The sequence below is a fragment of the Bacteroides sp. AF34-31BH genome (genome assembly GCF_003602795.1).
GTDB classification, from domain to species: Bacteria; Bacteroidota; Bacteroidia; order Bacteroidales; family Bacteroidaceae; genus Bacteroides; species Bacteroides uniformis.
Map to the genome: position 1 here is coordinate 188,523 of NZ_QTLV01000005.1, position 24,700 is coordinate 213,222.

29 protein-coding genes, 1 tRNA gene and 1 pseudogene are annotated in these 24,700 nt (G+C 40.9%); 13 read left to right on the forward strand and 18 right to left on the reverse strand.

The annotated features are described in order from the left end of the window. Positions 1-72 precede the first annotated feature (72 nt). Both DWZ67_RS10295 and pnp read right to left on the reverse strand, forming a co-directional pair. Positions 73-645 (reverse strand): RNA polymerase sigma-70 factor, encoded by a 573-nt coding sequence (locus DWZ67_RS10295; RefSeq protein ID WP_005833682.1) that lies wholly within the window; start codon positions 643-645, stop codon positions 73-75. 172 nt (positions 646-817) lie between these two features. Then, on the reverse strand, positions 818-2,962 hold the full coding sequence (gene pnp / locus DWZ67_RS10300) for a polyribonucleotide nucleotidyltransferase (protein WP_005824386.1): 2,145 nt from the start codon (positions 2,960-2,962) through the stop codon (positions 818-820). Positions 2,963-3,169: 207 nt separating this feature from the next. On the opposite strand from pnp, the gene DWZ67_RS10305 reads away from it, so the two are divergent. From DWZ67_RS10305 to DWZ67_RS10315, 3 genes are all read left to right on the forward strand, one after another. Beyond that, positions 3,170-4,321 (forward strand): thioredoxin-like domain-containing protein, encoded by a 1,152-nt coding sequence (locus tag DWZ67_RS10305; protein ID WP_120138777.1) that lies wholly within the window; start codon positions 3,170-3,172, stop codon positions 4,319-4,321. A gap of 190 nt (positions 4,322-4,511) precedes the next feature. Next, complete coding sequence (gene greA / locus DWZ67_RS10310; protein WP_005824394.1) at positions 4,512-4,976, forward strand: transcription elongation factor GreA; 465 nt, start codon at positions 4,512-4,514, stop codon at positions 4,974-4,976. Positions 4,977-5,025: 49 nt separating this feature from the next. Continuing rightward, a complete protein-coding gene (locus DWZ67_RS10315) occupies positions 5,026-5,418 on the forward strand; it encodes an HIT family protein (protein ID WP_005824396.1) in 393 nt (130 codons plus the stop codon). Positions 5,419-5,518: 100 nt separating this feature from the next. Here the strand turns inward: DWZ67_RS10315 and DWZ67_RS10320 are convergent, their stop codons facing one another. Further along, positions 5,519-6,604, reverse strand: coding sequence for a mannose-1-phosphate guanylyltransferase (locus DWZ67_RS10320; protein ID WP_005824399.1), 1,086 nt, complete (start codon positions 6,602-6,604; stop codon positions 5,519-5,521). Between the two features lie 157 nt (positions 6,605-6,761). Between DWZ67_RS10320 and DWZ67_RS10325 the strand changes: the two genes are divergently transcribed. The 8 genes from DWZ67_RS10325 to DWZ67_RS10360 all read left to right on the forward strand — a co-directional run bounded on the left by DWZ67_RS10325 (position 6,762) and on the right by DWZ67_RS10360 (position 12,751). After that, positions 6,762-6,845, forward strand: a tRNA-Leu gene (locus tag DWZ67_RS10325). 236 nt (positions 6,846-7,081) lie between these two features. Next, positions 7,082-7,990 carry a hypothetical protein gene (locus tag DWZ67_RS10330; RefSeq protein WP_007479974.1) on the forward strand — a complete coding sequence of 303 codons (909 nt, stop codon included), beginning with the start codon at positions 7,082-7,084 and terminating at the stop codon, positions 7,988-7,990. A gap of 124 nt (positions 7,991-8,114) precedes the next feature. After that, entirely contained in the window at positions 8,115-8,402 is a 288-nt protein-coding gene (locus DWZ67_RS10335) for a helix-turn-helix domain-containing protein (protein ID WP_005944327.1), read from the forward strand. Between the two features lie 5 nt (positions 8,403-8,407). Next, positions 8,408-9,481, forward strand: coding sequence for an AAA family ATPase (locus DWZ67_RS10340; RefSeq protein ID WP_004323659.1), 1,074 nt, complete (start codon positions 8,408-8,410; stop codon positions 9,479-9,481). Positions 9,482-9,644: 163 nt separating this feature from the next. Further along, the gene (locus tag DWZ67_RS10345) at positions 9,645-10,610 is read left to right on the forward strand and encodes a toprim domain-containing protein (protein ID WP_005944329.1); all 966 of its coding nucleotides are present in this window, start codon (positions 9,645-9,647) and stop codon (positions 10,608-10,610) included. 147 nt (positions 10,611-10,757) lie between these two features. Next, on the forward strand, positions 10,758-11,141 hold the full coding sequence (locus DWZ67_RS10350; protein WP_004310825.1) for a MobC family plasmid mobilization relaxosome protein: 384 nt from the start codon (positions 10,758-10,760) through the stop codon (positions 11,139-11,141). After that, a complete protein-coding gene (locus DWZ67_RS10355) occupies positions 11,107-12,027 on the forward strand; it encodes a relaxase/mobilization nuclease domain-containing protein (RefSeq protein WP_008642636.1) in 921 nt (306 codons plus the stop codon). The genes DWZ67_RS10350 and DWZ67_RS10355 overlap by 35 nt, the downstream gene beginning before the upstream one ends. Positions 12,028-12,031: 4 nt before the next feature. After that, entirely contained in the window at positions 12,032-12,751 is a 720-nt protein-coding gene (locus DWZ67_RS10360; RefSeq protein ID WP_005944331.1) for a hypothetical protein, read from the forward strand. Between the two features lie 52 nt (positions 12,752-12,803). On the opposite strand, the gene DWZ67_RS10365 is transcribed toward DWZ67_RS10360, so the two are convergent. From DWZ67_RS10365 to DWZ67_RS10425, 14 genes and pseudogenes are all read right to left on the reverse strand, one after another. Continuing rightward, positions 12,804-13,136, reverse strand: a complete 333-nt coding sequence (locus tag DWZ67_RS10365) for a helix-turn-helix domain-containing protein (RefSeq protein WP_004323655.1) — start codon at positions 13,134-13,136, stop codon at positions 12,804-12,806. A gap of 129 nt (positions 13,137-13,265) precedes the next feature. Beyond that, positions 13,266-13,685, reverse strand: coding sequence for a hypothetical protein (locus DWZ67_RS10370; RefSeq protein ID WP_004323654.1), 420 nt, complete (start codon positions 13,683-13,685; stop codon positions 13,266-13,268). Next, complete coding sequence (locus DWZ67_RS10375) at positions 13,639-13,878, reverse strand: hypothetical protein (protein WP_080720260.1); 240 nt, start codon at positions 13,876-13,878, stop codon at positions 13,639-13,641. The genes DWZ67_RS10370 and DWZ67_RS10375 overlap by 47 nt, the downstream gene beginning before the upstream one ends. 98 nt (positions 13,879-13,976) lie before the next feature. Next, positions 13,977-14,267 (reverse strand): hypothetical protein, encoded by a 291-nt coding sequence (locus tag DWZ67_RS10380; protein WP_004323652.1) that lies wholly within the window; start codon positions 14,265-14,267, stop codon positions 13,977-13,979. Positions 14,268-14,281: 14 nt separating this feature from the next. Then, a complete protein-coding gene (locus DWZ67_RS10385) occupies positions 14,282-14,704 on the reverse strand; it encodes a SecDF P1 head subdomain-containing protein (RefSeq protein WP_005944333.1) in 423 nt (140 codons plus the stop codon). Between the two features lie 16 nt (positions 14,705-14,720). Then, positions 14,721-15,134, reverse strand: a complete 414-nt coding sequence (locus tag DWZ67_RS10390) for a hypothetical protein (protein ID WP_005944336.1) — start codon at positions 15,132-15,134, stop codon at positions 14,721-14,723. Between the two features lie 30 nt (positions 15,135-15,164). Then, positions 15,165-15,596: a GNAT family N-acetyltransferase gene (locus DWZ67_RS10395; RefSeq protein ID WP_005944338.1), complete on the reverse strand. Its 432-nt coding sequence runs from the start codon at positions 15,594-15,596 to the stop codon at positions 15,165-15,167. Between the two features lie 100 nt (positions 15,597-15,696). Then, positions 15,697-16,260, reverse strand: a complete 564-nt coding sequence (locus DWZ67_RS10400) for a Crp/Fnr family transcriptional regulator (RefSeq protein ID WP_005944341.1) — start codon at positions 16,258-16,260, stop codon at positions 15,697-15,699. Positions 16,261-16,269: 9 nt separating this feature from the next. After that, positions 16,270-16,842 (reverse strand): Crp/Fnr family transcriptional regulator, encoded by a 573-nt coding sequence (locus tag DWZ67_RS10405; RefSeq protein WP_005944344.1) that lies wholly within the window; start codon positions 16,840-16,842, stop codon positions 16,270-16,272. Positions 16,843-17,075: 233 nt separating this feature from the next. Further along, positions 17,076-18,230, reverse strand: coding sequence for a YhcG family protein (locus DWZ67_RS10410; RefSeq protein ID WP_005944347.1), 1,155 nt, complete (start codon positions 18,228-18,230; stop codon positions 17,076-17,078). Positions 18,231-18,255: 25 nt separating this feature from the next. Next, a complete protein-coding gene (locus tag DWZ67_RS10415; RefSeq protein WP_005944350.1) occupies positions 18,256-19,479 on the reverse strand; it encodes a site-specific integrase in 1,224 nt (407 codons plus the stop codon). Positions 19,480-19,723: 244 nt separating this feature from the next. After that, positions 19,724-21,268, reverse strand: a pseudogene (locus DWZ67_RS20615) (recombinase family protein); the annotation flags it as partial. Further along, a complete protein-coding gene (locus DWZ67_RS20095; RefSeq protein WP_165852469.1) occupies positions 21,265-21,420 on the reverse strand; it encodes a hypothetical protein in 156 nt (51 codons plus the stop codon). The pseudogene DWZ67_RS20615 and the gene DWZ67_RS20095, both read right to left, overlap by 4 nt. A gap of 212 nt (positions 21,421-21,632) precedes the next feature. Further along, entirely contained in the window at positions 21,633-22,259 is a 627-nt protein-coding gene (locus DWZ67_RS10425; RefSeq protein WP_120138779.1) for a recombinase family protein, read from the reverse strand. Between the two features lie 131 nt (positions 22,260-22,390). On the opposite strand from DWZ67_RS10425, the gene DWZ67_RS10430 reads away from it, so the two are divergent. Together DWZ67_RS10430 and DWZ67_RS10435 are read left to right on the forward strand one after the other, a co-directional pair. After that, positions 22,391-22,615, forward strand: a complete 225-nt coding sequence (locus tag DWZ67_RS10430; protein WP_120138781.1) for a hypothetical protein — start codon at positions 22,391-22,393, stop codon at positions 22,613-22,615. Between the two features lie 327 nt (positions 22,616-22,942). Next, the gene (locus tag DWZ67_RS10435) at positions 22,943-23,578 is read left to right on the forward strand and encodes a hypothetical protein (protein ID WP_120138783.1); all 636 of its coding nucleotides are present in this window, start codon (positions 22,943-22,945) and stop codon (positions 23,576-23,578) included. A 93-nt stretch (positions 23,579-23,671) separates the two neighbouring features. On the opposite strand, the gene DWZ67_RS10440 is transcribed toward DWZ67_RS10435, so the two are convergent. Continuing rightward, positions 23,672-24,670 (reverse strand): hypothetical protein, encoded by a 999-nt coding sequence (locus DWZ67_RS10440; protein ID WP_120138785.1) that lies wholly within the window; start codon positions 24,668-24,670, stop codon positions 23,672-23,674. Positions 24,671-24,700 lie beyond the last annotated feature (30 nt).

Below are 24,700 nucleotides of genomic sequence, written 5' to 3' on the forward strand. Positions count from 1 at the left end.
AAACGTGCTCTTTTTACCTTTTGTATATATAACCGGAAAGTGGGCGGTAACCCTATTCCGTAGAAGCATTTTTTAGGATATTAATATTATGAGTATGGTAACAAGATAATCTTTCAGTCTCAGCCGGAGAATCCGCAGCACTTTGGTGATGTGTGCCTCTACGGTTTTAAGTGATATGTCCAGACTATCGGCAATCTGCTTGTTTGCCAGGTTCTGGTATCGGCTCAACATGAATATCTTCCGGCTTTGCTCGGGCATTTCCTGTAAGGTCTTATTTACGATATGCTGTATTTCCGTGTTGAATATCTGGTCCGGTTCGCAGGCTTTCAAGGTGGAGATGCGTAAGTCCAGTTCGCGCAGGTTGTGGCTGCTGATGGTTTCTTCCGCTCGCAGACGCACCTGCTTGTGCTCGAGTACGTGCAGGGCTTTGTTCTTTATGATGGTCAGCAGCAGGGCATGCAGGTTACTGTTTTCTTCCCAGCGGTCTCGGTTTTCCCATAAGGCAATCATGGATTCCATCACAACGTCTTCCGCTTCTGCTTTATCCCTGAGATAAGAATAAGCAAAAGCCAAAAACTTTTCTTGGTTTTCCTGGAAAAAGCGTGAGAAAAGATTCATAGTATGTAGGCTCCTTAAACCGGACATTAATTGAGGTTCTTTATGGAATATAAGGCTTTACATAGCAAAAAAACATAATCTTTTTGGAATATGCAAGCATTATGCCTTGTTTTTTCAGAGCCATTTCTGGCAGTATTGACAAAAAGAAAGCCTGATGGGGTTCCACCAGGCTTTATATACTTAAAGAATAAGAAATTTCTTATTTCTTTTCCGGTCTTTCTTGTCTTTCCGGTCTCGGAAGCAATACTTTGCGTGACAGCTTAAATTTTCCGGTCTTCGGGTCGATGTCGAGAAGTTTTACGTCAATTTCATCACCTTCCTTGATACCGGCTTCTTCTACTGTTTCCAGACGTTTCCAGTCGATTTCGGAGATATGGAGCAAGCCGTCCTTACCCGGCAGGAATTCAACGAATGCACCGTAAGGCATAATGGAGCGTACCTTGCCTTTGTAGACTTCGCCTACTTCGGGGACAGCTACAATCCCTTTGATGATACGCATAGCATCATCGATGCTCTTCTTGTTGGTACCGGCGATTTCGATTCTACCGATGTTGTCCACTTCTTCAATAGTAATGGTAGCACCGGTTTCTTCCTGCATACCTTGGATAATCTTTCCACCAGGGCCGATGACAGCACCGATGAATTCCTTGGGAATGGTCATTGTCTCGATACGCGGAGCGTGAGGTTTCAGGTCTTCGCGAGGCTCGGCAATGCACTCGGTGATTTTGCCCAAGATATATTCGCGGCCTTCTTTAGCCTGCAGCAATGCCTTTTCGAGGATTTCGTATGACAGACCGTCCACTTTGATGTCCATCTGAGTGGCGGTGATACCGTCTTTTGTTCCGGTCACCTTGAAGTCCATGTCGCCCAAGTGGTCCTCATCACCGAGGATATCGGACAATACGGCATATTTGTCTTCGCCTGCATTCTTAATCAATCCCATGGCGATACCTGATACCGGTTTCTTGATTTTCACACCTGCATCCATCAATGCCAGAGTTCCGGCACATACGGTAGCCATGGAAGAAGAACCGTTTGATTCGAGGATATCGGATACCACGCGTACTACATACGGATAGTTTGCAGGAATCTGACCCTTCAATGCACGCCATGCCAGATGGCCGTGGCCGATTTCACGACGGCCTACACCGCGCTGTGCCTTGGCTTCGCCCGTAGAGAACGGAGGGAAGTTGTAGTGCAGAAGGAAACGTTCTTTTCCGTGTTCCAATACGTCGTCGATAATCTTCTCGTCCAACTTGGTGCCTAAAGTCACAGTAGACAAAGACTGTGTTTCGCCACGTGTAAAGATAGCGGAACCGTGAGGGCCGGGCAGGTAGCTGGTCTCACACCAGATAGGACGGATTTCGGTCGTCTTACGTCCGTCAAGGCGCTTGCCTTCGTCCAGAATGGAACGGCGCATCGCCTCTTTTTCCACATCGTGATAGTAACGGTCGATGAGGGCTGCCTTTTCTTCCAGTTCTTCTTCGGAGAACTGTGCCTTGAATTCTTCGCGGATGGCATCGAAAGCATCCATGCGTTCGTGCTTGTTCTTGTTTCCGGAAGCGGCAATGGCATAAGCCTTGTCGTAGCAAGCGTCGTGAACGGCCTTACGGAGTTCTTCGTCGTTCACTTCGTGGCAATATTCGCGTTTCACGGTAGAGCCTACTTCTTCTGCCAGTTCCATCTGTGCCTTGCACTGAATCTTAATGGCTTCGTGTGCGGCCTTCATCGCTTCCAGCAAGTCCTGCTCGGAAACCTCGTCCATTTCGCCTTCCACCATCATGATGTTTTCATAAGTGGCGCCCACCATCAAGTCCATATCGGCTTGTTCTAGTTGTTCGAAGGTAGGGTTGATGACGAATTGTCCGTTGATGCGTGCTACGCGTACTTCGGAAATAGGTCCGTTGAAGGGGATATCTGAAACTGCAAGTGCGGCAGAAGCTGCGAGTCCGGCCAGAGCGTCGGGCATATCTACGCCGTCTGCTGAGAAAAGAATGATGTTTACGTATACCTCTGCATGGAAATTATCAGGGAATAAGGGGCGGAGAGCACGGTCAACGAGGCGGCAAGTGAGGATTTCGTAGTCAGAAGCGCGTCCTTCGCGCTTTGTGAAACCGCCGGGGAAACGTCCGAATGCGGAGAATTTTTCTTTGTACTCTACCTGTAATGGCATGAAATCTGTTCCGGGAACTGCGTCCTTGGCGGCACAAACAGTAGCTAAAAGCATGGTGTTGCCCATACGAAGCATTACAGAACCGTCTGCCTGTTTTGCCAGCTTTCCCGTTTCGAGCGTGATGGTTCTGCCATCAGGAAGCTCGATCGTCTTAACAATTGGGTTAATCATAAAAAATGTTTTATATCTAATTTTCTTTCAAAATTCGTGCAAAGATACATAATTTATTCATGTAAAATGGTGGGAATGAGATAAAAAGTTTGTATTTAGTTGTTTTTTGCAGTTTTCTATATGGAAGAACGAGGGAAAATGCTTTGACTGAACTTGAAAAGAAGTATATTTGCAGGCACGTTTGCAAAACAAAACTGAAGATACGATATGAAGAAAATCTTTTTTATGGCACTTGCTGCAATAGCATTGGGTGCATGTAATTCCGAACCGAAATTCAAAGTAGAGGGTGAAGTGTCTGGTGCCGACGGCAAGATGCTTTATTTGGAAGCCTCGGCATTGGAAGGTATTGTTCCTTTGGATTCTGTAAAACTGGAAGGGGATGGCTCTTTCCACTTCAAGCAGGTACGTCCGGTGTCTCCGGAATTTTACCGTCTGCGGGTAGACGACAAGGTTATTAATTTCTCGGTAGATTCGACGGAAACGGTTTTGGTAAAGGCACCTTATACCGATTTCGCCACTGCCTATACAGTGGAAGGTTCTCCGAATAGCTCGAAGATAAAGGACTTGACGCTGAAGCTGATGAAGCTTCAGGATAATGTGAATGCATTGCTGCAGTCGGTGCAGGCACATAAGATAGGTGCCGATGTTTTTGAGGACAGCCTTGCCTCTTTATTGAAGAACTATAAGGATGAAGTGAAAATCAGCTATATTTTTACCGCTCCCAATACGGCTGCTGCCTATTTCGCCTTGTTCCAGAAGTTGAATAATTATTTGATTTTCGACCCTCTGAACAATAAGGAAGACATTAAGTGTTTTGCAGCCGTGGCAACCAGCCTAAACAATTATTATCCGGATGCCGACCGCTCCAAGAACCTCTACAATATTGTGATAAAGGGAATGAAGAATACCCGTACTCCGCAGCAGAAGGTGGTGGAAATCCCCGAAGAGGCAATTTCCGAAACCGGCATCATCGACATTAACCTGCGTGACATGAAGGGCAATACACGTAAGTTGAGCGAACTGAAGGGCAAGGCTGTTATTGTGGACTTCACTGTTTATCAGAGTGCCGTTTCTGCTACACATAATTATATGTTGCGCGACTTGTACGACAAGTATGCCGCCCAGGGATTGGAAATCTATCAGGTTTCTCTGGATGCAGACGAGCACTATTGGAAAACAACTGCCGACAATCTACCTTGGATTTGTGTGCGCGACGGCAATGGAATTTATTCGTCTATAGCGGCTTCTTATAATGTGAAGAATGTGCCTTCTGTGTTCCTGGTCAACAAGAACAATGAGTTGAGTGCCCGTGGAGAGAGCATTAAAGACCTGGAGGCGGCAGTGAAAGCATTGCTGTAACATGTTATAAATAAGAAGTTTTCGTTTAAATATGTTACAAAGCAGCCTTTTATGCTTGACACGCATTGTATAAAAGGCTATCTTTGCAAAGGAAAATCGGAAAGAGGGTTCCAGCATGCTGACCATGTTGGAATTCTTTTTTGTTTATAGTACCATTAAAAACTAACATAACATTTAAGGAGGAAAAAGTATGGCTTATATGTCAGAAGACGGCTACAAGAAATTGATGGCCGAATTGAAACACCTGGAGACGGTGGAACGTCCCAAAATATCGGCTGCCATTGCCGAAGCGCGTGACAAAGGTGATTTGTCGGAAAATGCAGAGTATGACGCTGCCAAGGAAGCTCAAGGTATGCTTGAGATGAAAATTAACAACTTGAAGCTGACCATTGCCGACGCTAAGATTATTGATGAGTCGAAGTTGAAAACCGATTCTGTACAGATTCTCAATAAGGTAGAGCTTAAGAACGTGAAGAATGGCATGAAGATGGTTTATACTATCGTTTCCGAAAGTGAAGCCAATCTGAAGGAAGGAAAGATTTCCGTCAATACTCCGATTGCACAAGGTCTGCTTGGCAAGAAAGTAGGTGACATCGCAGAAATTAAAGTTCCGCAGGGCATGATTAACCTGGAAGTAGTGAACATATCCTTTTAAAGGAAGGCAGGTCCGCATACGGGCTTGCCTTATTTTATAATTTATAGCTATGGCAACAATATTCAGTAGAATTATCGCAGGTGAAATACCTTGCTACAAGGTGGCGGAGGATGACAGATTCTTTGCGTTCCTTGACATCAATCCGTTGGTAAAAGGTCATACATTGGTCATTCCCAAGCAGGAAGTGGATTATATCTTCGATTTGAACGATGAGGATTTGGCGGCGATGCATGTTTTCGCCAAGAGAGTGGCGCTTGCCATCGGCAAGGCCTTTCCGTGTAGAAAGGTAGGAGAAGCGGTATTGGGGCTGGAAGTGCCTCATGCGCACATACATTTGATTCCTATGCAGAACGAAAAAGATATGCTTTTCTCCAATCCCAAACTGAAACTGACGGACGAAGAATTCAAGGCTGTGGCAGAAGCTATCCGTGCAGTGCTTTAATCGGTTTATTTTCCTCCCCTAAATAAACGGAAGCGGGAGTTGGACTTCATCCAGCTCCCGCTATTTTTTTGCCTTCGGCACCTATCCTTTAATTTTTAATTTAAATGTATTCCTCTCCCAGTTTTATCTGGGCATCATTCACATATTTGCGGATGGTATGTTCTTCATCTTTCTTGCAAATCAGTAATACATTGTCCGACTCGGCTATGAGATAACCTTCCAAACCGTCGATAACTGCAAGTTTGTTGTCGGGCAGCACCACGATATTGTCTTTGCTATTATAGATGAGGGATTTACATTTTAAGGCTACATTGCCTGCTTCATCTTTGGGAGACAAATCATACAAAGACCCCCAGGTTCCTAAATCAGACCAGCCGAAATCGCCTAATGACACATATACATTGTCTGCCTTTTCCATGATGCCGAAGTCTATGGAGACATTGGGGCAAGCAGGGAAGTTCTCATCAATGAATTGTTTCTCTTGGACTGTTCCATACACATCTTTGCCGGGGGCCAGTTTGGAAGTCAGCTCGGGCAGCAGGGCTTCGTTTGCCTTGATGATGGTATTTACGTTCCACATGAACAGACCAGAGTTCCAATAGAATTCTCCACTTTCCACGAATACTTTTGCCAGTTCCAGTTCGGGCTTTTCAGTGAAGGTTTTTACCTTGTAGAAATTATCACCGGCGGCTTCGGCTATTTGTATATAGCCATATCCGGTTTCCGGACGGTTGGGCTTGATGCCGAGTGTCAGCAGATTGTCCGATTGGGAAACGAAGTCCAGCCCTTTTTCGATAGCTGCCAGAAATTCGCCTTCCTTCAGGATTAAGTGGTCCGAAGGAGCTACCACTATATTGGCGTTCGGATTCAAGGCGCGGATATGATAGGAAGCCCACGCAATGCAGGGGGCTGTATTCCTGCGTGTCGGCTCCAGTAGAATCTGTTCGGGTTTAAGTTCGGGAAGCTGTTCTTTTACAAGGTCGGCATACAAGTCATTTGTTACGATAAGTATATTTTCCATGGGGATTACCTGCTTGAAGCGGTCGAAGGTTTGCTGCAGCAAGGAACGTCCTGTACCGAAGAAATCCAGAAACTGTTTTGGAAGTGTCTTGCGGCTGAATGGCCAGAAACGGCTGCCGATTCCTCCGCCCATAATTACACAGAAATTATCCTTATTGGTTACCATGCTATTGATTTTAAAAGTTTCTGCTAATGTACTGCATATTTTACAAACAAGGAATGATTCAAGCAGGTTTTATCGTTTTTTTCGCCTTTTTTTAGGAAAAGTATTGCAGGTTTAGAAAAAAGCTGTATCTTTGCACCGCATTTGAGAAGTCAAACATGCCCAGATGGCGGAATCGGTAGACGCGCTGGTCTCAAACACCAGTGGATTCACTTCCATCCCGGTTCGACCCCGGGTCTGGGTACGAATAAACCCTGATAATCACCTGATTATCAGGGTTTTCTGCTTTTATAGGGCGTACTAAATGTGTACTGAATGACGAATACAAAGAAAAGGTGTACTTTAATAGTTTTCTTCCCCATATCTTTATAATTTCTTAACGCTTATCCTATCTTTTCTTCCTTATTATTGCCGATGTTTTCGGGAAAAGTGAGATTCTTACCTTATATTTGTAGTAAGAACGTTTAAAGGCACACGATTATGGAAAATCATATAGAAACCAATTTCAGAGAAATACAGAAGATATTAGATAGTTGTATAGCTCATGACTATAAAACTAAAGTAGATGCACTATTTTTAAAACGTGAATATTTGACGCAAGCCCAGCTAAAGGATTATTTGCGACAAGAAATTTTCCGTGTGACTGAAAATATTGTAGCCATCCAACAAAAATACCGTGTCGTGCGTAACATTGTATTGGACATGGATATTCCCGATTTTTTGTGGGAAAGTGGTTATTTTGAGGACTTGAATTCTGATGAAAGAAAAAAGTATATCGGTTTCCGCTGCTCTGATTTTGATATGGATGCATATTTGCATGAACCGTCCTGTTATGATGGGCGGCTTCCTTATTTGTCCATTATCGTTAATCTTGTCGTGCTTTCCAAATATTTGCGCTATCTGCAAGAACAGGAAAGCAATTACCATACAGATGCGGTTGCCATCCAAGAGCAAGCCTTGCCAAAAGAGAAAGAGGAAAGTGCAGATACTAATCCAACCAAGATTGTGGGCAAAAGCAATCCTTTCAAGTCCACGTTGAAAGCTAATGAAATCAAACTTCTGACCGACTGTGTGAATGAAGCGAATATGTTTACTACTACCGTCAGTGCCAAAATACTTACCGATTTTTTCAACTGCAAACTGAATGGGGTATTGAAAGTTAATAATACCCGTCTGTTAGCCTATCTTATGATGCAACTTAGCTGTTATAATTACATCGTTTATGAATGGCAGTCTGTCATAGCAAACAATAAACTGATATTGAAGAAGATAAAAGGTGAACCGCTTACACGTACTGACCTGTCGAGTGCGACAGACCAAGCGAAAAACATCTATCCGAAAGGATATGAAATCATAGACAAATACATCAAACAACTGCAAAAAGGTTGAGCATAGATTGAACGCTCAAACAAAGGTCAATTAGACTTCATTTTCAAGCTCTTAACTTTGCCCCCGTTAACAAAAAAACGAGGGTGCGCACCTTCATATTGTTTCACCTAAATTCCTAAACAATATGGAAAAAAATTTAGAGTTAAGAGTTTCCGAACTCGAAAAGATGTTGTTCCTTTCAAAGAACGTGCTTAGCTTCGATGAAGCGAGCAAGTTCTTGAACCTTTCTAAAAGTTACCTGTACAAGCTGACTTCGGGTAACTTGATACCCCATTACAAGCCGCAGGGCAAAATGCTTTATTTTGAGAAAGCGGAGTTGGAAGCATGGTTGCGTCAGAACCCGGTCAAGACGCAGGCGCAGATAGAGCAGGAAGCGCAGAAGTATATCCTTAACCGTCCTCTAAAGAAATAACGGCTATGGAAAATAGAAAAGCGACAGAAGCCGGGCAGGACATCACCATGCAGAAAGAGGATTTCGCAGCCCTTTGGAAAACCATTCATCTAAAGGTGACGGACACTTACGAAGTGCCGCCCGAAATACTCTGGGTGAACGGCTCTACCATTGGCACGTTGGGTAATTTCAGTGCATCCACGGGTAAAGCCAAGAGCAAAAAGACATTCAACATTTCCGCTATCGTTGCGGCAGCGTTGAAGAATGACGAGGTATTGAAGTATTCGGCATACCTGCCACCGAACAAACGGAAAATCCTCTATGTAGATACCGAGCAGAGCAAATACCATTGCCACAAGGTCATGGAGCGTATTTTGCGGCTTGCCGGACTGCCTACCGACAAGGACAGGGACGATTTTGTTTTCATCGTGCTAAGGGAGCAGACACCCGATAAGCGGAAACAGATTATCGGTTATATGCTTGAAAATATGCCCGATGTGGGGTTGCTCATCATTGACGGAATCCGTGACTTGATGTATGACATCAACAGCCCCAGCGAATCGACTGACCTAATCAACCTCTTGATGCGCTGGTCAAGCGGATATAACCTGCATATCCATACCGTACTGCATTTGAACAAGGGGGATGACAACACAAGGGGGCATATCGGTACGGAACTGAACAATAAGGCTGAAACCGTCCTGCAAATTACCAAAAGTACGCAGGACGGCAACATAAGCGAGGTAAAGGCGATGCACATACGTGACCGGGAGTTTGACCCGTTCGCATTCCGTATCAACGACAGCGCATTGCCCGAAGCCGTGGACGGTTATGTATTCAAGCAACCCAGCCAAGACAGGGGCTTTCCACTGGCAGAACTGACGGAGCAACAGCACAGGACAGCTTTGGAAAACGGTTTTGGCAAACAGGTCATATATGGTTACGAGAATGTCCTAAAGACCTTGAAACAGGGTTATGCAAGTATCGGCTACAAGCGTGGACGCAATATCCATGTGGATTTGAACAAGTTCCTTGTGAACAAGCGCATGATTGTGAAAGAGGGCAAGGGCTACCGCTATAATCCCGATTTCCATTATTAAAAGTCAGTTTGGTTTAGTCCGGGTGTATATATAAGAGGAACGGACTTACTATTTCCCTGTATCGGAACAGGCAGGTTTAGTATGGTACGGGTATATATATAACGGACTAAACAGGACTGGCGCACTTTTCAACTATTTTTTAATCCCCAAAAAAGAAAATGTTATGAACATCGAAGATGTGAAACAAATACCCATCGCAGACTATCTGCATAGTTTAGGTTACTCTCCTGTCAAGCAGCAGGGTAACGGCTTATGGTACAAATCACCGTTAAGGGAGGAACACGAACCGTCTTTCAAGGTGAACACTGACCGCAACCTTTGGTATGACTTTGGCGCAGGCAAGGGCGGCAACATCATCGCACTGGCAAAGGAACTCTATTGCTCCGACAGCCTGCCATACCTGTTAAACCGGATAGCGGAACAGACACCGCACGTCCGCCCGGTCAGTTTTTCTTTTCCCCAGCGTAGGACAGAACCGAGTTTCCAACATTTGGAAGTCCGTGACTTGACCCATCCGGCATTGCTCCGTTACTTGGAGGGACGGGGTATCAATATCGAACTGGCAAAAAGAGAATGTAAGGAACTCCATTTTACCAATAACGGCAGACCGTTCTTTGCTATCGGTTTCCCGAACATAGCAGGAGGTTACGAGGTTCGCAATTCCTTTTTCAAAGGCTGCATCGCCCCGAAAGACATCACCCATATACGGCAGCAGGGAGAGCCGAGAGAGAAGTGTTTGGTATTCGAGGGTTTTATGGACTATCTTTCTTTCCTCACGCTCCGGATGAAGAACTGCCCGACCATGCCCGACCTTGACAGGCAGGATTATGTCATACTCAACTCTACTGTCAATGTGCCGAAAGCTATTGACGTGCTGTACCCGTATGAACGCATCCACTGTATGCTTGACAATGACAAGGCAGGATATGAAGCGACACGGGCTATCGAATTGGAATACTCCTACCGTGTGCGTGACTTCTCGGGCAATTACAGGGGGTATTCGGACTTGAACGATTACCTGTGCGGCAGGAAGCAGGAACAGAAGAACAGCACCAGCCAAGCGCAGGAGATAAAGCAGGAAACCGGACAACGTGCCGCCCCAAGACAGAAAAGGGGCAGGGGCATTTAGTCCGGCAGGATTACCAGCGACAGGCGGTTTAATTTGGAGAGCAAGGTTATGTTTCGGTAAACCGAAACTACCTTGCTTTGCTTGACAGCAAAGAAAATTTCTCCCGTTGGTCGCAATTTTTAAGATACCATTTAAATGTAAAAACCTATGACGAATATAAAGGATAAGCCGGGGGGACGTCCGGCAAAGAAACGGATAGAGAAGCAGCAACGGGTAGTCAGCACGAAGCTGACCGAGTTGCAGTATTATGCCATCAGGAAGCGAGCCGGGGAAGCCGGGTTGCGTGTCAGTGAGTATGTCCGGCAGGCGGTTGTTTCGGCAGAGGTCATACCCCGGCTGAATAGGCAGGATGCGGACACCATCCGCAAGCTGGCAGGGGAAGCCAACAACATCAACCAACTGGCGCACCGAGCGAATGCCGGAGGTTTCGCACTGGTGGCGGTGGAACTGGTGAAACTCAAAAACAGGATTGTCGAAATTATAAATCAGTTGTCGGATGATTGGAAAAATAAAAAAGGGAAGCGGGTTTAAGGGCTGTGTGAACTATGTGCTTGGTAAGGAGCAGGCGGTTTTGCTTCATGCGGACGGGGTTCTGACTGAAAGCCGGGGCGATATAATCCGCAGCTTCTGTATGCAGACCGGGATGAATCCCGATTTGAAGAAGCCTGTCGGACATATTGCGTTAAGTTATTCGGCAGTGGATGCACCCAAATTGACAGACGAGAAGATGGTACAGCTTGCGCAGGAGTATATGCGTGAAATGAAAATCACCGATACGCAGTATATCATCGTGCGCCATCAAGACCGGGAACACCCACATGTGCATATCGTGTTCAACCGCATAGACAACAACGGCAAGACCATTTCGGACAGGAACGATATGTACCGTAACGAGCAGGTATGCAAGAAGCTGAAAACCAAACACGGGCTTTATTTTGCTGGTGGAAAAGAACAGGTAAAGCAGCACCGCTTGAAAGAGCCGGACAAGTCGAAATACGAGATTTACACGGCTGTAAAGAACGAAATCGGGAAGTTCAAGAACTGGCGGCAGTTACAGGAGCGGTTAGCGGAAAAGGGTATTACTGTCCGGTTCAAGTACAAGGGGCAGACGGGCGAGATACAGGGCGTTTCCTTTTCCAAAGGCGAATACACGTTCAAGGGTTCGGAGATAGACCGCAATTTTAGTTTCTCCAAACTGGATAAATGTTTCGGGGATGCAGGACTGAATACGGTCGGAAATCAACGGCAGACAGCTTTTACACCCGTTCGGGAGCCATTGCCGACACAGGGAAAGACTGACAGTCCGTTGATAACTGGCTCACTCGGTCTGTTCACCGCTTCATCACCCCCTGCGGATGAAGAACCAAACTTGAATTTAAGAAAGAAGAAGAAAAAGAAAAAACAACTTAATTTGTAAACACATGGAGAAAAATTTGATTTTAGAGGGGCTTCTCTCAATGGTTACTGAATTGAAAGAGAAGCAGGAAGCACAGGTAACGCCAGCCAGTCGGGAGGAAACTCTTGAAAGACTGAACGCAATCGAACAGGCATTGTCGGAATTGCACAGTAACCCGGCTGTTCCCGAAAAGGATTTGCAGGCTATCCGAAGCCAGCTTGACGAGATAAGGAATAGGATGCAAGGTCAGCAGAAACATATCGAGGACACCAAGAAAATAGTATTGGAAACCTACCGTTGTTTCAAGGTAATGCTTGATGCTTTGGGCTCTTGCAAGACGGATAAAGAGGAAGCTATACCCTTACCGCTCTATCAACGGATTTGCAACAAGGTCGCTTCTTGGATTCGTCCGGGATTGTTCCTTTTTTCGGCAGTGCTGGTTATCTGTTCCGTTTCCATATTCTTGAATATCCGTTTGGCTGAACGTATGCAGCAGTTACAGGACAACGATATGAAATACCGCTATTTGCTGATGCAAGGACAGGCAGACGGGGAAACTTTTGATATACTGGAAAACAAGTTCAAATGGCAACGGGATAACGGCTTTATCCGAAGTCTGACCGATTCAGTGATGGATTTTGAATACCGCATCCAAAAGCAGGCGGAAGCACTGGAACGTGCAAGGCTGTTGAACGAGCAAGCCGAACAGCTAAAGAAAGAAGCTGATAAGCTGGGTAAGCCATAAACGGGGAAAGCCGGGATGGATGAAGCACATTCACCGTTCCGGCTTTTCAGATTCACTTCTTTTTCTTCGTACAGTGTTCTTTCTCGAACTGGCGTAGCGTGGTGACGCTGAACCTTTCCTTGATGAACTCCCGGACATCGGAAGCCTTGTAATACACTTTTCCGCTGATAGTGAAGTATGGCAACGCACCGATAGCCCGGTAGCGTTGCAGGGTTTTGATGCTTACTTTGAACAGCAGGCACAAGTCTTGATTATCCAATAGGTTATCATCTTCGGGCAGTACCCTGTCTGCATTGCGTAGTACCCGTACATCTTTGCAGAGTTCTTCCAGTTTGGCATACAGCTTCTGCATCCATCCACCAAATTCGTCATTGTCTATATACATAATTGCTTCATTTTTCAGATTATACATTTTGTTTGTCAATCGATTGATGAAGCAAAGTTCTAAAAACGGATACAAAGAAATTACAGGAGAACTAATGGAGTCCCCTATAAATAAATCATAAGTTGCTGATTATCTATATCCTTTCTTATCATGTTCATTTTTGATTAGGTTTGCCAGTCCATTAAGAAATTCGGTGAGTTTGCCCGGCTTCCGTTTTATCACGTCCTCATGTTTTTGGTGGCAGTCGCTTATCTTAATGTTAAACAACCATTCAAAACCTTTGGATAAGTCCACTAAATAGGCAGGTTTACCGTTCTGATAAACGATGTCTTTGGAGAGGAATAAGCCGCTTACCACTTCCATGATATTGATAAGGGTTGTTTTGTCGGCGAGGTAGAGAGGGGAAAGGGGCTGTTTATTGATGCGTTGCTGTAGTTGTTCCGGGTATTTGATGCGCCATTCAATAAGGCGTATTTCAGTGTTCAAAAGTCCTATCGCTTCATCAATTAAATGCAAATAGGGCATTTTTTTCTTGCTCAAACCGTACACGATACGATTTAAGACGGTGTAAACCAAAGGAAAAATAGCGAAGTAAAATACTGTAATCCTGTTCGTTGATACCAAAATCGGCTACATGCGTAGCCAATTCCTCAATAGCTTCTGTAAACTCCGATGCAGAAACTTTACGTTGTGAATATTCCGACAATAAGCGGAAAAATCGCTGTTCTAAAATTAGATTCATGTATGTATTCATATAAAAAATAAGCCTTAGCGAGACTTAGGAAAAGGCTTATTTCAATTCATAATATTGTAATCCGCAAGTTGTTGTTTTGGGGGAATTTAGAAAAATAGTTTATAGCAAAGTAATCCCAATAAAAATAGCACTAAAAGGCATATTGTAAGAAATATATATATCCTAAACATATATATTTGGTCTGATTGCTCCTTTTCTATGGTTTTTTTACGGATTTCTTCTATCTTTTCAATGGAAACATTGGATAAATCAGCATTTTTACCTTTGCCTACAAGATATTTGTGATGTTCTTTCATCCTGTCTCTATTCAACTTGCGAAGCTCACGGTTCTCTTTGTCCCGTTGTAGCATATCATTTATGCAACCTAATGTTCCCATTTTCCAGTTAACATTTAATTTCCAAACCTTGATATATCAATTTCTTTTTGTAGTTCCCTAAAGATACGTTCCAAATCATATCCATGCGGATTGGAAATTTGGAAACATCCGCTTTCTATGGGGCTATTAACCTGAGGAGCAGTTATCACCGTGTCATTGAAAACGAAAGCGATGTACTTTCCTACACTCTTTGTTGTGGCTTCTCTCCATATAGGCAATTTATCTTGGAGGAAGACACCGGTAATGACCGAGTGTCCAAAAGCATCAGTTTCCAAACGTAAAGAATCGAAATCCATAACAGTAAGGAAAGGTGTTTGTGAAAGGCTGTCTGTAGTCTGTGATGTTACGTAGTACCAGCCGTTTGTCCGGTGAAAGGATTTTGTCTGCATACAAGCTGTCATTAGTAGGCAGAAAAAGAGAATTGTTGAAATCTTCATATCCGCTATTTTTAGGTTAATACATCTTCTCCAACGTCCACACCATCTTATTGGGATTATAGGCTTCCATTACGAGATGTGTTCCTGTGTATTCCATCACTGTCCACGGACCTGCTATGTTGTCGAACGTGATGATTTTTCCATTTACTTGATAAGTAAAATCTGTGTTCCACATATATCCGTCTTCTTCGTTCGTCCTTGTATAAATGCCTTCTGATTCGTTAGTAAACTGAAGAATGGATTGTTTTGTGTAGTCTATCTCATCTTCGATATTGTACACGGTCATTTGCGCTTGCCAAGTAGTTTGCTTCAGGGCTTCGGGGGTGAAGACAGAAGTAGGGGCATCATCGTTACTACAATTTGTCAGACATAACATGGCGCAAATAATGAATGTGGAAAGCACCATACATAAAGTAATTTTCTTTTTCATCTTATCTCTATTTTAAGTGATTGACAATAATTATATATTTCTCTTCATAGGGATACTAACAATACCTTTATTAATCTCTTTTTTACCCACTTTTTTGAAGCCTAAAGATGTATAAAAAGTTTCTGCATAGGTTGAAGAATTAACTGTTATATAAGTAAAATTACAATTGCTCATCATATAGTCAAATAACGATTTTCCTATTCCTTGCCGATGATAGTGTGGCAAGACAAAGAAGAGGGATATATGTTGCCTTTCCCGATGTACACCGATTATTCCTATCAATAAATGATTGTCAAAAGCCCCATATATGTCAAGCGTATTCATCAACGATGTGTCATACACGAAACTTTTAAAGGTTTCAATCCCTTCTTCCGTAAAATCGTTAATGCCACACTCTATACATACTTGATAGGATAAGTTTATAGCATTTTTATATTCTTCTTTCATTAATTTCCGTATCATACTAATAGTTTTTAATCAATGTGTGCAAAGTAATGAAAGGTGGAGGAAAAAGGTCTTGACAATTATCAAGACCCCAATATAACAATTGTTAAAAGGTGAGTTATATCTCTAACTTGCGGCGTATGCGGCTAATGGTTTCCGGTGTAACCCCTAAGAATGAAGCGATGCTTTTCAAAGGAACTACTTCTTTCAAGTTAGGACAACGTTCCATCAAGTTCCTGTATCGTATTTCAGGCGTACAATATGAATCAAGTAATCGTTCATATACCATTTCAAATAGACTCTCTGCCACATGCCTTCCGAATCGTTGAGTTTTCATATCCGTTTCCCAATATTCAATAATGTCATGACGGGATATTTCATATACAGAACACTCTGTTATGGCTTGAATATTTACTAACGATAAGCCACTTCTCATTAAAGAAGAATAGTCACATACAAACTCGTTGGTGAAAGCGTATCCAACAATGTGTTCTTCACCCTCTCCATCAATATATGTATATTGGAATGTACCGTTTTCTACCCATTCGGCAAAACGTGATATTTCATTCTGACGAATAAAGAAATCTTTTTTGTGGTATATACGTTGCTTCCCTTTTTCATGAAATAAATCTTTTACGAGGGAATAGTCTAAATTGTCGAGGTATGAATTAAAATCTTTCATTGTCGTAAGCTATTTATTCAGTCCACGGCGTATGCGACTGATTGTTTCCGGTGTGACTTGCAAGAAAGAGGCAATCTCCTTTAACGTAATGTACTCTTGAATATCGGGGCATCTATTCAATAAGTCAAGATACAGTTCTGCCGTAGTCTTGCAGTACATATCTATTAATCTATGATACATTAATAAGTATGATTGTTCAATAAGAGTACATTTTACTTGCATGGTTTCTACATTTGTGGCAAAGAATTCCTCTACTTTTAAATAGGGTATATAACAAATCTTTGTATCGCAAACGGCTTCAATTGTTACTAATGACGGTTGATTAGGCTCTATAAGTGTGCATAAACTTCCTGTAAACTCTCCGGAGAAAGTATATCCTACTATATGTATATTCCCTTTTTCATCCACACGAGTATATCTCAATAAGCCGTGTTCGATATAAGCTCCCCGATGATTCACTTTGCCTTGAATAGTGAATTGTTCACCCTTTTTGAGTTCGATATAAGTACCATGTTCCAAAATGAACTGCTTTAGCTGTTCTAATTTCGAATGGTTGGCATATTGTGAGTTAAAATCTTCCATACTATAAACTAATTGCAATTAAAATATAGAATAACCTCGTGAGTTGTTCTCTTAAAAAGGGAAAATAGATTCCTGACTTTATCAAAACATCTTCTCTTTTTTTTAATCTACTTTATTGTGAGTTTAGTTTGTGCTTTTGTATATATATCCAAAACGTACCAAACTAACTTTTGTAGCCTGCAAAATATATGTGCTGGCGAAAGAAGAAACAATCTTTTTTCTTTTCGCCAATTTTAAAGTTTGTAACTCTCATAGTTTGAGGAAGAAATGAATACTTTTATTTCTTCTTCTGTTGGAAGTTCTATCCTATACTTTTGCACAAAAATATTTGGGTCTAACCCGGCAGTGGCATACTTAACCAAGGTATCTCCCTTTTCGGTGCAGAGCAAAATGCCGATAGGTGGGTTATCATCCGGCTGCATCACTTCCGCTTTAAAATAGTTCAGATACATATTTAGTTGCGAAGCGTACTCATGGCGGAACTTATCTATCTTCAATTCTACAATAACATGGCATTTCAAAATGCGGTGATAGAACACAAGGTCGGCAAAGAAATAATCCTCGTCTATCAAGATACGTTTTTGCCGGGCTTCAAAACAGAAGCCATGTCCCATTTCTAACAGGAAGTGTTGCAGGTTGTCAAGAATGGCTTGTTCCAAATCAGTTTCTGTCACCAATGCACGTTCATTCAACTCTAAGAACTCCAAAGTAACAGGGGTGTTGATAACATCTTTAGGTTGTAATAAGGTTGCTTGTTGCTGGACTAAAGCGGAGAGGGCTTCTTTGTTTTTGGATAGTCCGCTACGTTCGTAATATAAAGATGCGATTTGTCGCTCCAACTCCTTTACAGACCAGCAGCCACGAATGGTTTCCATTTCATAGAAAGCACGTTTTACCGGGTTCTCAATTCCCGATATAGTGTTTAAATGGGTGGAAGATAATCTATTGAATAATCTATCAGCCGGAATCATCCATGTTTCGGTTTGTGGGTATTCTGTTGATAGTTTCCAAACTCCATTTTCAGATTCGGCGGTCACCAACCGCCGAATTGGTTCAGTGAATTCGGCGGTCAATGACTGCCGAATTTGAATTTGTGATGCAATGTATTGTGTAACAGGTTCTTTTAGTTGTGGATAAACAAGGTACAACCGTCTAAATTCCCTGAATCTACGTTCATTCAGACCTTTTGTTTTCAGTCGTTGTTCCAGCTTCTTCAACAGTTGTTCACCGTAGGCGGCACGGTCTTCTCCGTTCTGCTCAAATTCTACAATATAGCAACCCATAAGCCAGTTACGGGAAGTAAGGGCAAGGTTTACAGCATGTGCGGCTTGTGCCTGCAACGTGTTCTGTATCGTGCTGATATGTTTTACTAATGCTTCAAAGTTCATAGTTACAAAGATAAGTCTTTTATGGTTAAAACTTTAGTTCGGGCAAGCTGTTTATTGCTTCCTCTTTCAATTTATCCACCGCACGGGTGTACTTCTCCGTATGCTTCAATCCGCTATGCCCTAAAAGGCTGGCTACGGTTTTGATATTTGCCCCATTGTTCAGAATGTTCACGGCAAACGAATGCCGGGCACAATGCCAGCTTATATGTTTGTCTATCCCGGCTCTCTTTACCCAACGCTTTACTGATTTACAGCAACTTTCGTAAGTAGGTAAATCGAATATCAAACAGTTTTTATCTGCCGGGGCTTCACCAATGATAGACAATAGACCATCATTCAGGGGAATAACCACACCACTACTGGCAGAATGTCCCTTTGTCTTGCTTTGTTCAAATTTCAATAACCGATTAGCGTAATCCACATTCTTATAGGTAAGGTCTTTTACATCACAGAAACGCAAACCACTGTATAAACAGAAGATAAAAGCCCGTCTGACATTCGGGTTCTCGTTGTCATAATGGCAAGCCGCCAACTTTTGTATTTCTTCGGGAGAAAGAACATCTTTTCGAAGCATTTGGCTATCCACTTTACAGGTAACACTTTTACATGGGTCTTTCAACATTACATCGTGGTCAATCGCATATCGAATAACTTTCTTGAAACGCTGGTAAATGCTTTTAGCACCTTCACCCACACTTCGGGATTGCAAATAGGCTACAAACTGCTCCATCATTTCTTTGGTGATAAGTTCCGGTTTGATACTAAACTCATTCATGGGGTATTGCTCTTTTAAGAAGTCCTTAAAACGGCTAAGCGCAATTTGTACCATGCGAATATCTTTCTTGGTATAACTGTTGATATAGGCTTGGAAATAGTCTAAGAAATTGACCGTTCTATCTTTTTTCAACCGATAGCCCAACATACTTTCTTTAAATTCCTGCTCACGCTCCGCACGTATCTTTGTGGCAAGCTCCAATGTTTCTTTGTTCTGCTGGCGTTCCGCAGGGGTACGGGGCTTATCTATCAGATACAGACTAAGGTTTTCTTTTCGCCTGTTATGCTTTACTGCAAACTTGGGCTTACCTTGCATCTTTCCACTATCATAGTACACTTGATTGCCGTTTTCATCTAATACGGGCTTTTCCTCTCTACCTAAATAATACTCTAAGTAAAGGCTGATTCTACCATCCGAGAGCTTATTTTGCTCTAACTTGGGGTTTTCTTTCGTTTTATTTTCTAACTTTGCCATTGTTTAGAGGTTTTATCCCGATTTAGGTACCATAACCGGGTGATTACGCTAAATAGTTGATTTTCTTTTGTTTTCCAATATTGCAAAGGTACAAAAGAAAATGATATTTCAAAGTGTACTAAAAGTGTACTGAATAACGGAAAATGGGCAAAATATGGCAAAAATAGAGAAAATAGGAAATATTCAAATAGTTGATAATAAGGAAGATAAATTCTTTTATTTTCCTATGATTTCTATGGCTTGTACCGGGTCTGGGTACTGAAGCGGAGAAAGTTGAAAAACTCTCTCCGTTTTTCTTTTCTACTCCTCGTAACTCGTTGGTTTGCTGATAGATTAAATCAAGCACTTTGTTATAAGAATTGGTTCGATATGTTTTTCCGTCAAATTCGATTTTTTCGGGAAACATCGAACTTATCAGCTTAATTTTCACCCCTACAGACGCATTTCTTATATAGCTATCTATATTGTTTATCAGATTGATAGAGTAGTTTAGTTTTGGTTCGATATTACTACGGTTAGGGTTCTCACGCATTTCAACTTGTTGTTGTATGGTTGAGGCTTCTTTGGTATATCTCTCCAACATTCTGTTATATTGTTCTTTGGTTAAATCCCCGTCCAGATATTTATCTTCAATGCTGTTGATGCGTTTTTGGACGGTAGAAAGTTCATTTTGCAGTGCTGCTGCTTCTTTTTTGCTTTCTCCTTTGCGTTCGTTTTGCAAATCCTTTAGAATTTCGTTATACAAGTCCAATACCGTTTTATTGGGCTTTAATTGGGCTGTGTATCGAGCGAACTCTTCGTTTACGTTCTCTGCTCTCATTCTTATATGTTTTTGATTGTGACAACAAAAGTAGTAGGTGTATTTGCCGCCATTGCCCGAACTTGTAGCACCAGTTAAGGCGCAACCACATACGGGACAGATTAAAAACTTCCGCAAAAATAAGTCAGGATTAATGGCTTTGGATAGTTTAGGTATTTTCTTTCTTTTGCCGTCTAATATTTCTTGAACTTTATAGAATGTTTCTTCATCTATAATTGCTTCATGTTCACCGTTTACATAATATTCGGGTTCTCCTTTGTATGCTGGCACACGAATTTTACCGATATAAAATTTGTTGCGTAGCATTTCAAGAAATGAACTTTCGGGTATATTATATCCTTTTCTTGCAAACTTCCTACGGATATAACAAGGTGTTTCAATGCCTTTAGCCACTTCTTTAAACATGGCTTGTATAAATGGTGCTGTATTGGTATCTATTTCTACATGGGTTTCATGTTTACTAATACGTACATTCTTATATCCTCTTGGTGCTTTATTAGCGCATTTTCCTTTTGCTAATGTTCCATGAATGCCGTCCATTGTAGCTTTTGACCTCTTGATGTTGTCGCATTGTGCCGAGCCTATGTGTACTCCCAATAATAGGGGCCAAGTGTCAGAATTGAAGTCTAAAGGTGCTTCGATTGCATTTGGTTCAACTCCCAATTTGAGTAATTCTTTTAAGTTCTCACTGGCACTGATAATGTCTCGTGAATATCTATCCCACCGTAAGAATAGTAACTTGTTTACTCTACCTTTGTTTTTACGTATATAATTCATTATTCCTTGTATGACAGGACGTTTCTCAAATGTTTTAGCACTCTCGTCCTCTCTGTATGGGATATTGTCAATGATGTTATATCCCATTTGGTTACAAAACTTCCGTAAGCGTTCTTCTTGTACGTCTAAGCTGGCTCCTAATGTTTGTTCATCCGAACTTACTCGACAATATATTATCACATTTGCATTCATAATTCTTGTTTTTTAGTTAATGCTATTTTTTCATTCTCTATCTGCAATTCTGCTAATAGGTATAGATATTGTCTCACTATTTTTACTTGTTCATTATCGTATTTTTCTTTACCTTTATTGAGTATCGTTGCGCATTGTTCCAATGGTATCATTAGATACTGGTATTATTGTGTTGCAATGTATGATGCAACTTATTCTTACACATTCAATCAATCCACAAGACAAGGAAGTGCCTAGGCATGAATGTGCTTCTTGCCCCATATATCATTATTTGAAGTAAAAGATATTTTTTTTTAAGTGAATTGATGTACCAACATTGCAAATATACGACCTATAGATACAATTACCACTTTTGATGTGTAAATTATGTTAATTTGGCTAATTTCCGCAAGGTATTGATACTTGTTCCTGTCAGTTTTGAGGTATTTCGTAGTGAATACCCTCTTTTCAATAGTCTAATTTCTTCTCCATACTCTTCCCTCATAGCCTCATCACTTTTCGTATATCCCATTTTTCGCCCTACCTTACCACCATTATTGAGGAAATTCTGATAGCCGCTCGCTACACGTTCTCGAATGGTCTTGCGCTCCATACGTGCTACTTCGGCAAGTATAGTGACGAGAAATTGGCTCATTGGATTGATTTCTCCCTCTGGAGTAAGTGTTTCAATATTATAATTTTGAATGAGCACTGAAACTCTATTTTGATTGAGTATTTCTATAGCTTGCAAAACTTGTAAAGTATCACGTCCAAGTCTGGACAATTCGGTTACCAGTACCTTATGTATGTTGTGTGAATTGATATAGTTTATCATATTCATTAATTCTATGCGTTCAGTATTCTTTTTCGCTCCAGATACCTTTTCTGCAAATACAGCCTCAACCGTCCAGTTGTTTGCTGAGGCTAATGTCTGCAAATCATTTATTTGACGTTCATAGTCTTGTGTTCCGTTGGTACTTGATACTCTTGCAAAGATTACTACTTTTTTCATGGCTTTACTTGTTTATGATGCAAAGATAGTGATGTATATTTAATATAAATCATTTATCGTGTTAAATAAGGCTAGAAATATGGTAAATATTAAATATTTATCATTCCTTTGTCAGATAAAAAATAGATAAAATGAAAAATAAGCAAGAAAGGACGGTTGTTCATGTAGAAATATCTGGACTTCATTTCTACTTTGGCTCTTTAACAGCCGTTTATACCAAATTTACACCAGAGCAACTTGGTGTAGCATTGGGGACATTACGAAATTACCGAGTAACAAGTGATAAACCGTATCAAAACAGTAAATGTATCATCCGAAAAGGGATTTTGGTAACAGTACAAAAATCTGTTAGCTAAGTATCATCGTTTGATAGGAATTGTATATCTTTGCAATGGTAATCATAAAAGATAAGCCTATGGCATAAAACAGATAAAAGACATATAAAATAAAAAAGCGTTAGCTTGTATTCTTGCTTTTCAGAAAATCGCCAATTTTATGAAGCAACCAAGAGTAAAAGTTGATGCTCACGCTTATGGCGTGGGCTTTTACTTGTTTATGGTTGCATGGTGTTTGGCGATACCTCTGAAAGCGTAGACAAAGTTTAGTCCACGCTTTTTATTTGTCTATACTACAGTATCTTGGACTACAAAAGCAAGTATTATTAATTGAAAATATGTAATAAAATGATTCGAATTTCTTATAATGATTTTATGCCTAATAGTGGTAATGTAAGTTTGGATAGTGTTCAAGATAAGTTACAGGAGTTATTTCTTGCTGACAATGAAGTCATTTTAGAAGAGACTGATGAACAGTTTAATTCTTCACAAAAAGACAGGCTTGCAGAAAATATTATGAAATATTGGGCAGAGCATACCAATGATTTTGCTACGGATGATTTTCAAAAAATGTCTAAAAAACAACAGCTATTATTTAAGATAGGAATGCTTATTATAGTACCTATTACTATCCTTTTTCTCAATATATTCATATTCGATAGTAAATCGGATACTCCTTCTACTGGCATTTTCTATGTCTATCATGATGTAATTGGTACGGAATATACATTAATGCTATTTAGTGATAAGACAGTTAGTATTACCGAACGTTGGGCAGGTGATAGTGAACTTGCCAAAGAATTGTCTGGTAGAAAAGGGAAAGGAAGTTGGAGTAAGAGGGAATTTGATGGTGGAACCTATATCTATATTGATATAAATAATGGTTCATCGTTATATTGGCGAGACGATTATATTTATACAGACTATCGAGCAATGAAAGCTAAAGATTATGATTATGGCTTTCCTATATCAAAGAAATATTAATCTTTTAGATTAAAGTGATACAAGAAAAAGTGTATCAATAGGTCTTTTGACAGATTATATTGATACACTTTTTGTTTTGATACACAAGCCTCATCAAAACAATAGATTACGTACCTTTTCAATAAGGTTTTCGCTGGTTGAGGCTGATGTCATTGCATGATAAACCGTTTCAAACTTTTTCATTCGTTTACTTGCCCCACTACGTGAGTTGAATTTGTTTCTAACATCTTGCTCCAGTAGTTTTAAGTCACCGTTGTACCTTTCAAGAATGATTTTCATTGCCCAATTTTCGTAATCGTCAAAAGTTATGTTTGGCATATTGGCTGTAGAATTACCGAAAACCTTGTCAAATTGAGTAAGAATAGGTTTTGTATCGGAGTTTAGGACACTGAATATTTTGGTATCAGTCAAATTCAGATACTTCATTATCTTTTTAGGTGTGTCTAATGTAATTTCAAATCGGGTTTTTCCTTTGAAATAGTCTATTATCGATTGCGGTTGTGATAAACTATTTAAGAAGTCTTTATTGTGGCTGGTGCATATCTCTTTTTCCTTATTATATAAGGTGATTGTCTCCGTACAATCTTTGGATTTCACATCTTTAGTAAAAGTGATGCCCTCTTTATCGTAATGTGCCCACTTGAAGCGTCTATAGTTATTTACTTGCGAATTAAGAACATCCAGAAGATTATCACTTAGAATAAGGTTTGCATCATAAGTTACATCTACTGATGTAATAGCCCCATTTGACAAGATACTATCTACGTCAATATCACAAATATTTAGTTGATTTATATTGGTTAGACATTCTTTGATAGTATCTTTTGAAATTAAGTCTGGGTATTTTTCTTTCAAAATCTTACTGGAAAATTCAAAAGTTAAGGTTTGTTTTATATAGCTGACAGCTATATAAAGGTTATAAGGTATATTTATATCATCTTTAGAACTATAAAATATACCTATTTTCTCCCCACTACGTGAATGAAATATTTCATTAAACTTCACTTTAGTATTGAGAAGATATTTATAGTTGGATTTGATTTTAATTCTATCAAAAGTGATTAATCGTTTCGTTTCATATTGCGATGTCATTAAAAAATTAAAGTTATTCTTTTATTCTTG

Coding starts and splice junctions, on each gene's coding strand:
- DWZ67_RS10330 (WP_007479974.1), top strand. CDS start 7,082: ATGGAAAATCATATAGAAACCAATTTCAGAGAAATACAGAAGATATTA.
- DWZ67_RS10360 (WP_005944331.1), top strand. CDS start 12,032: ATGGAGAAAAATTTGATTTTAGAGGGGCTTCTCTCAATGGTTACTGAA.
- DWZ67_RS10435 (WP_120138783.1), top strand. CDS start 22,943: ATGATTCGAATTTCTTATAATGATTTTATGCCTAATAGTGGTAATGTA.
- DWZ67_RS10340 (WP_004323659.1), top strand. CDS start 8,408: ATGGAAAATAGAAAAGCGACAGAAGCCGGGCAGGACATCACCATGCAG.
- DWZ67_RS10365 (WP_004323655.1), bottom strand. CDS start 13,136: ATGTATATAGACAATGACGAATTTGGTGGATGGATGCAGAAGCTGTAT.
- DWZ67_RS10315 (WP_005824396.1), top strand. CDS start 5,026: ATGGCAACAATATTCAGTAGAATTATCGCAGGTGAAATACCTTGCTAC.
- DWZ67_RS10320 (WP_005824399.1), bottom strand. CDS start 6,604: ATGGTAACCAATAAGGATAATTTCTGTGTAATTATGGGCGGAGGAATC.
- DWZ67_RS10405 (WP_005944344.1), bottom strand. CDS start 16,842: ATGGAAGATTTTAACTCACAATATGCCAACCATTCGAAATTAGAACAG.
- DWZ67_RS10295 (WP_005833682.1), bottom strand. CDS start 645: ATGTCCGGTTTAAGGAGCCTACATACTATGAATCTTTTCTCACGCTTT.
- DWZ67_RS10335 (WP_005944327.1), top strand. CDS start 8,115: ATGGAAAAAAATTTAGAGTTAAGAGTTTCCGAACTCGAAAAGATGTTG.
- DWZ67_RS20095 (WP_165852469.1), bottom strand. CDS start 21,420: ATGATACCATTGGAACAATGCGCAACGATACTCAATAAAGGTAAAGAA.
- pnp (WP_005824386.1), bottom strand. CDS start 2,962: ATGATTAACCCAATTGTTAAGACGATCGAGCTTCCTGATGGCAGAACC.
- DWZ67_RS10345 (WP_005944329.1), top strand. CDS start 9,645: ATGAACATCGAAGATGTGAAACAAATACCCATCGCAGACTATCTGCAT.
- greA (WP_005824394.1), top strand. CDS start 4,512: ATGGCTTATATGTCAGAAGACGGCTACAAGAAATTGATGGCCGAATTG.
- DWZ67_RS10375 (WP_080720260.1), bottom strand. CDS start 13,878: ATGAATCTAATTTTAGAACAGCGATTTTTCCGCTTATTGTCGGAATAT.
- DWZ67_RS10355 (WP_008642636.1), top strand. CDS start 11,107: ATGATTGGAAAAATAAAAAAGGGAAGCGGGTTTAAGGGCTGTGTGAAC.
- DWZ67_RS10390 (WP_005944336.1), bottom strand. CDS start 15,134: ATGAAAAAGAAAATTACTTTATGTATGGTGCTTTCCACATTCATTATT.
- DWZ67_RS10305 (WP_120138777.1), top strand. CDS start 3,170: ATGAAGAAAATCTTTTTTATGGCACTTGCTGCAATAGCATTGGGTGCA.
- DWZ67_RS10415 (WP_005944350.1), bottom strand. CDS start 19,479: ATGGCAAAGTTAGAAAATAAAACGAAAGAAAACCCCAAGTTAGAGCAA.
- DWZ67_RS10440 (WP_120138785.1), bottom strand. CDS start 24,670: ATGACATCGCAATATGAAACGAAACGATTAATCACTTTTGATAGAATT.
- DWZ67_RS10430 (WP_120138781.1), top strand. CDS start 22,391: ATGAAAAATAAGCAAGAAAGGACGGTTGTTCATGTAGAAATATCTGGA.
- DWZ67_RS10410 (WP_005944347.1), bottom strand. CDS start 18,230: ATGAACTTTGAAGCATTAGTAAAACATATCAGCACGATACAGAACACG.
- DWZ67_RS10400 (WP_005944341.1), bottom strand. CDS start 16,260: ATGAAAGATTTTAATTCATACCTCGACAATTTAGACTATTCCCTCGTA.
- DWZ67_RS10395 (WP_005944338.1), bottom strand. CDS start 15,596: ATGATACGGAAATTAATGAAAGAAGAATATAAAAATGCTATAAACTTA.
- DWZ67_RS10350 (WP_004310825.1), top strand. CDS start 10,758: ATGACGAATATAAAGGATAAGCCGGGGGGACGTCCGGCAAAGAAACGG.
- DWZ67_RS10380 (WP_004323652.1), bottom strand. CDS start 14,267: ATGGGAACATTAGGTTGCATAAATGATATGCTACAACGGGACAAAGAG.
- DWZ67_RS10425 (WP_120138779.1), bottom strand. CDS start 22,259: ATGAAAAAAGTAGTAATCTTTGCAAGAGTATCAAGTACCAACGGAACA.
- DWZ67_RS10385 (WP_005944333.1), bottom strand. CDS start 14,704: ATGAAGATTTCAACAATTCTCTTTTTCTGCCTACTAATGACAGCTTGT.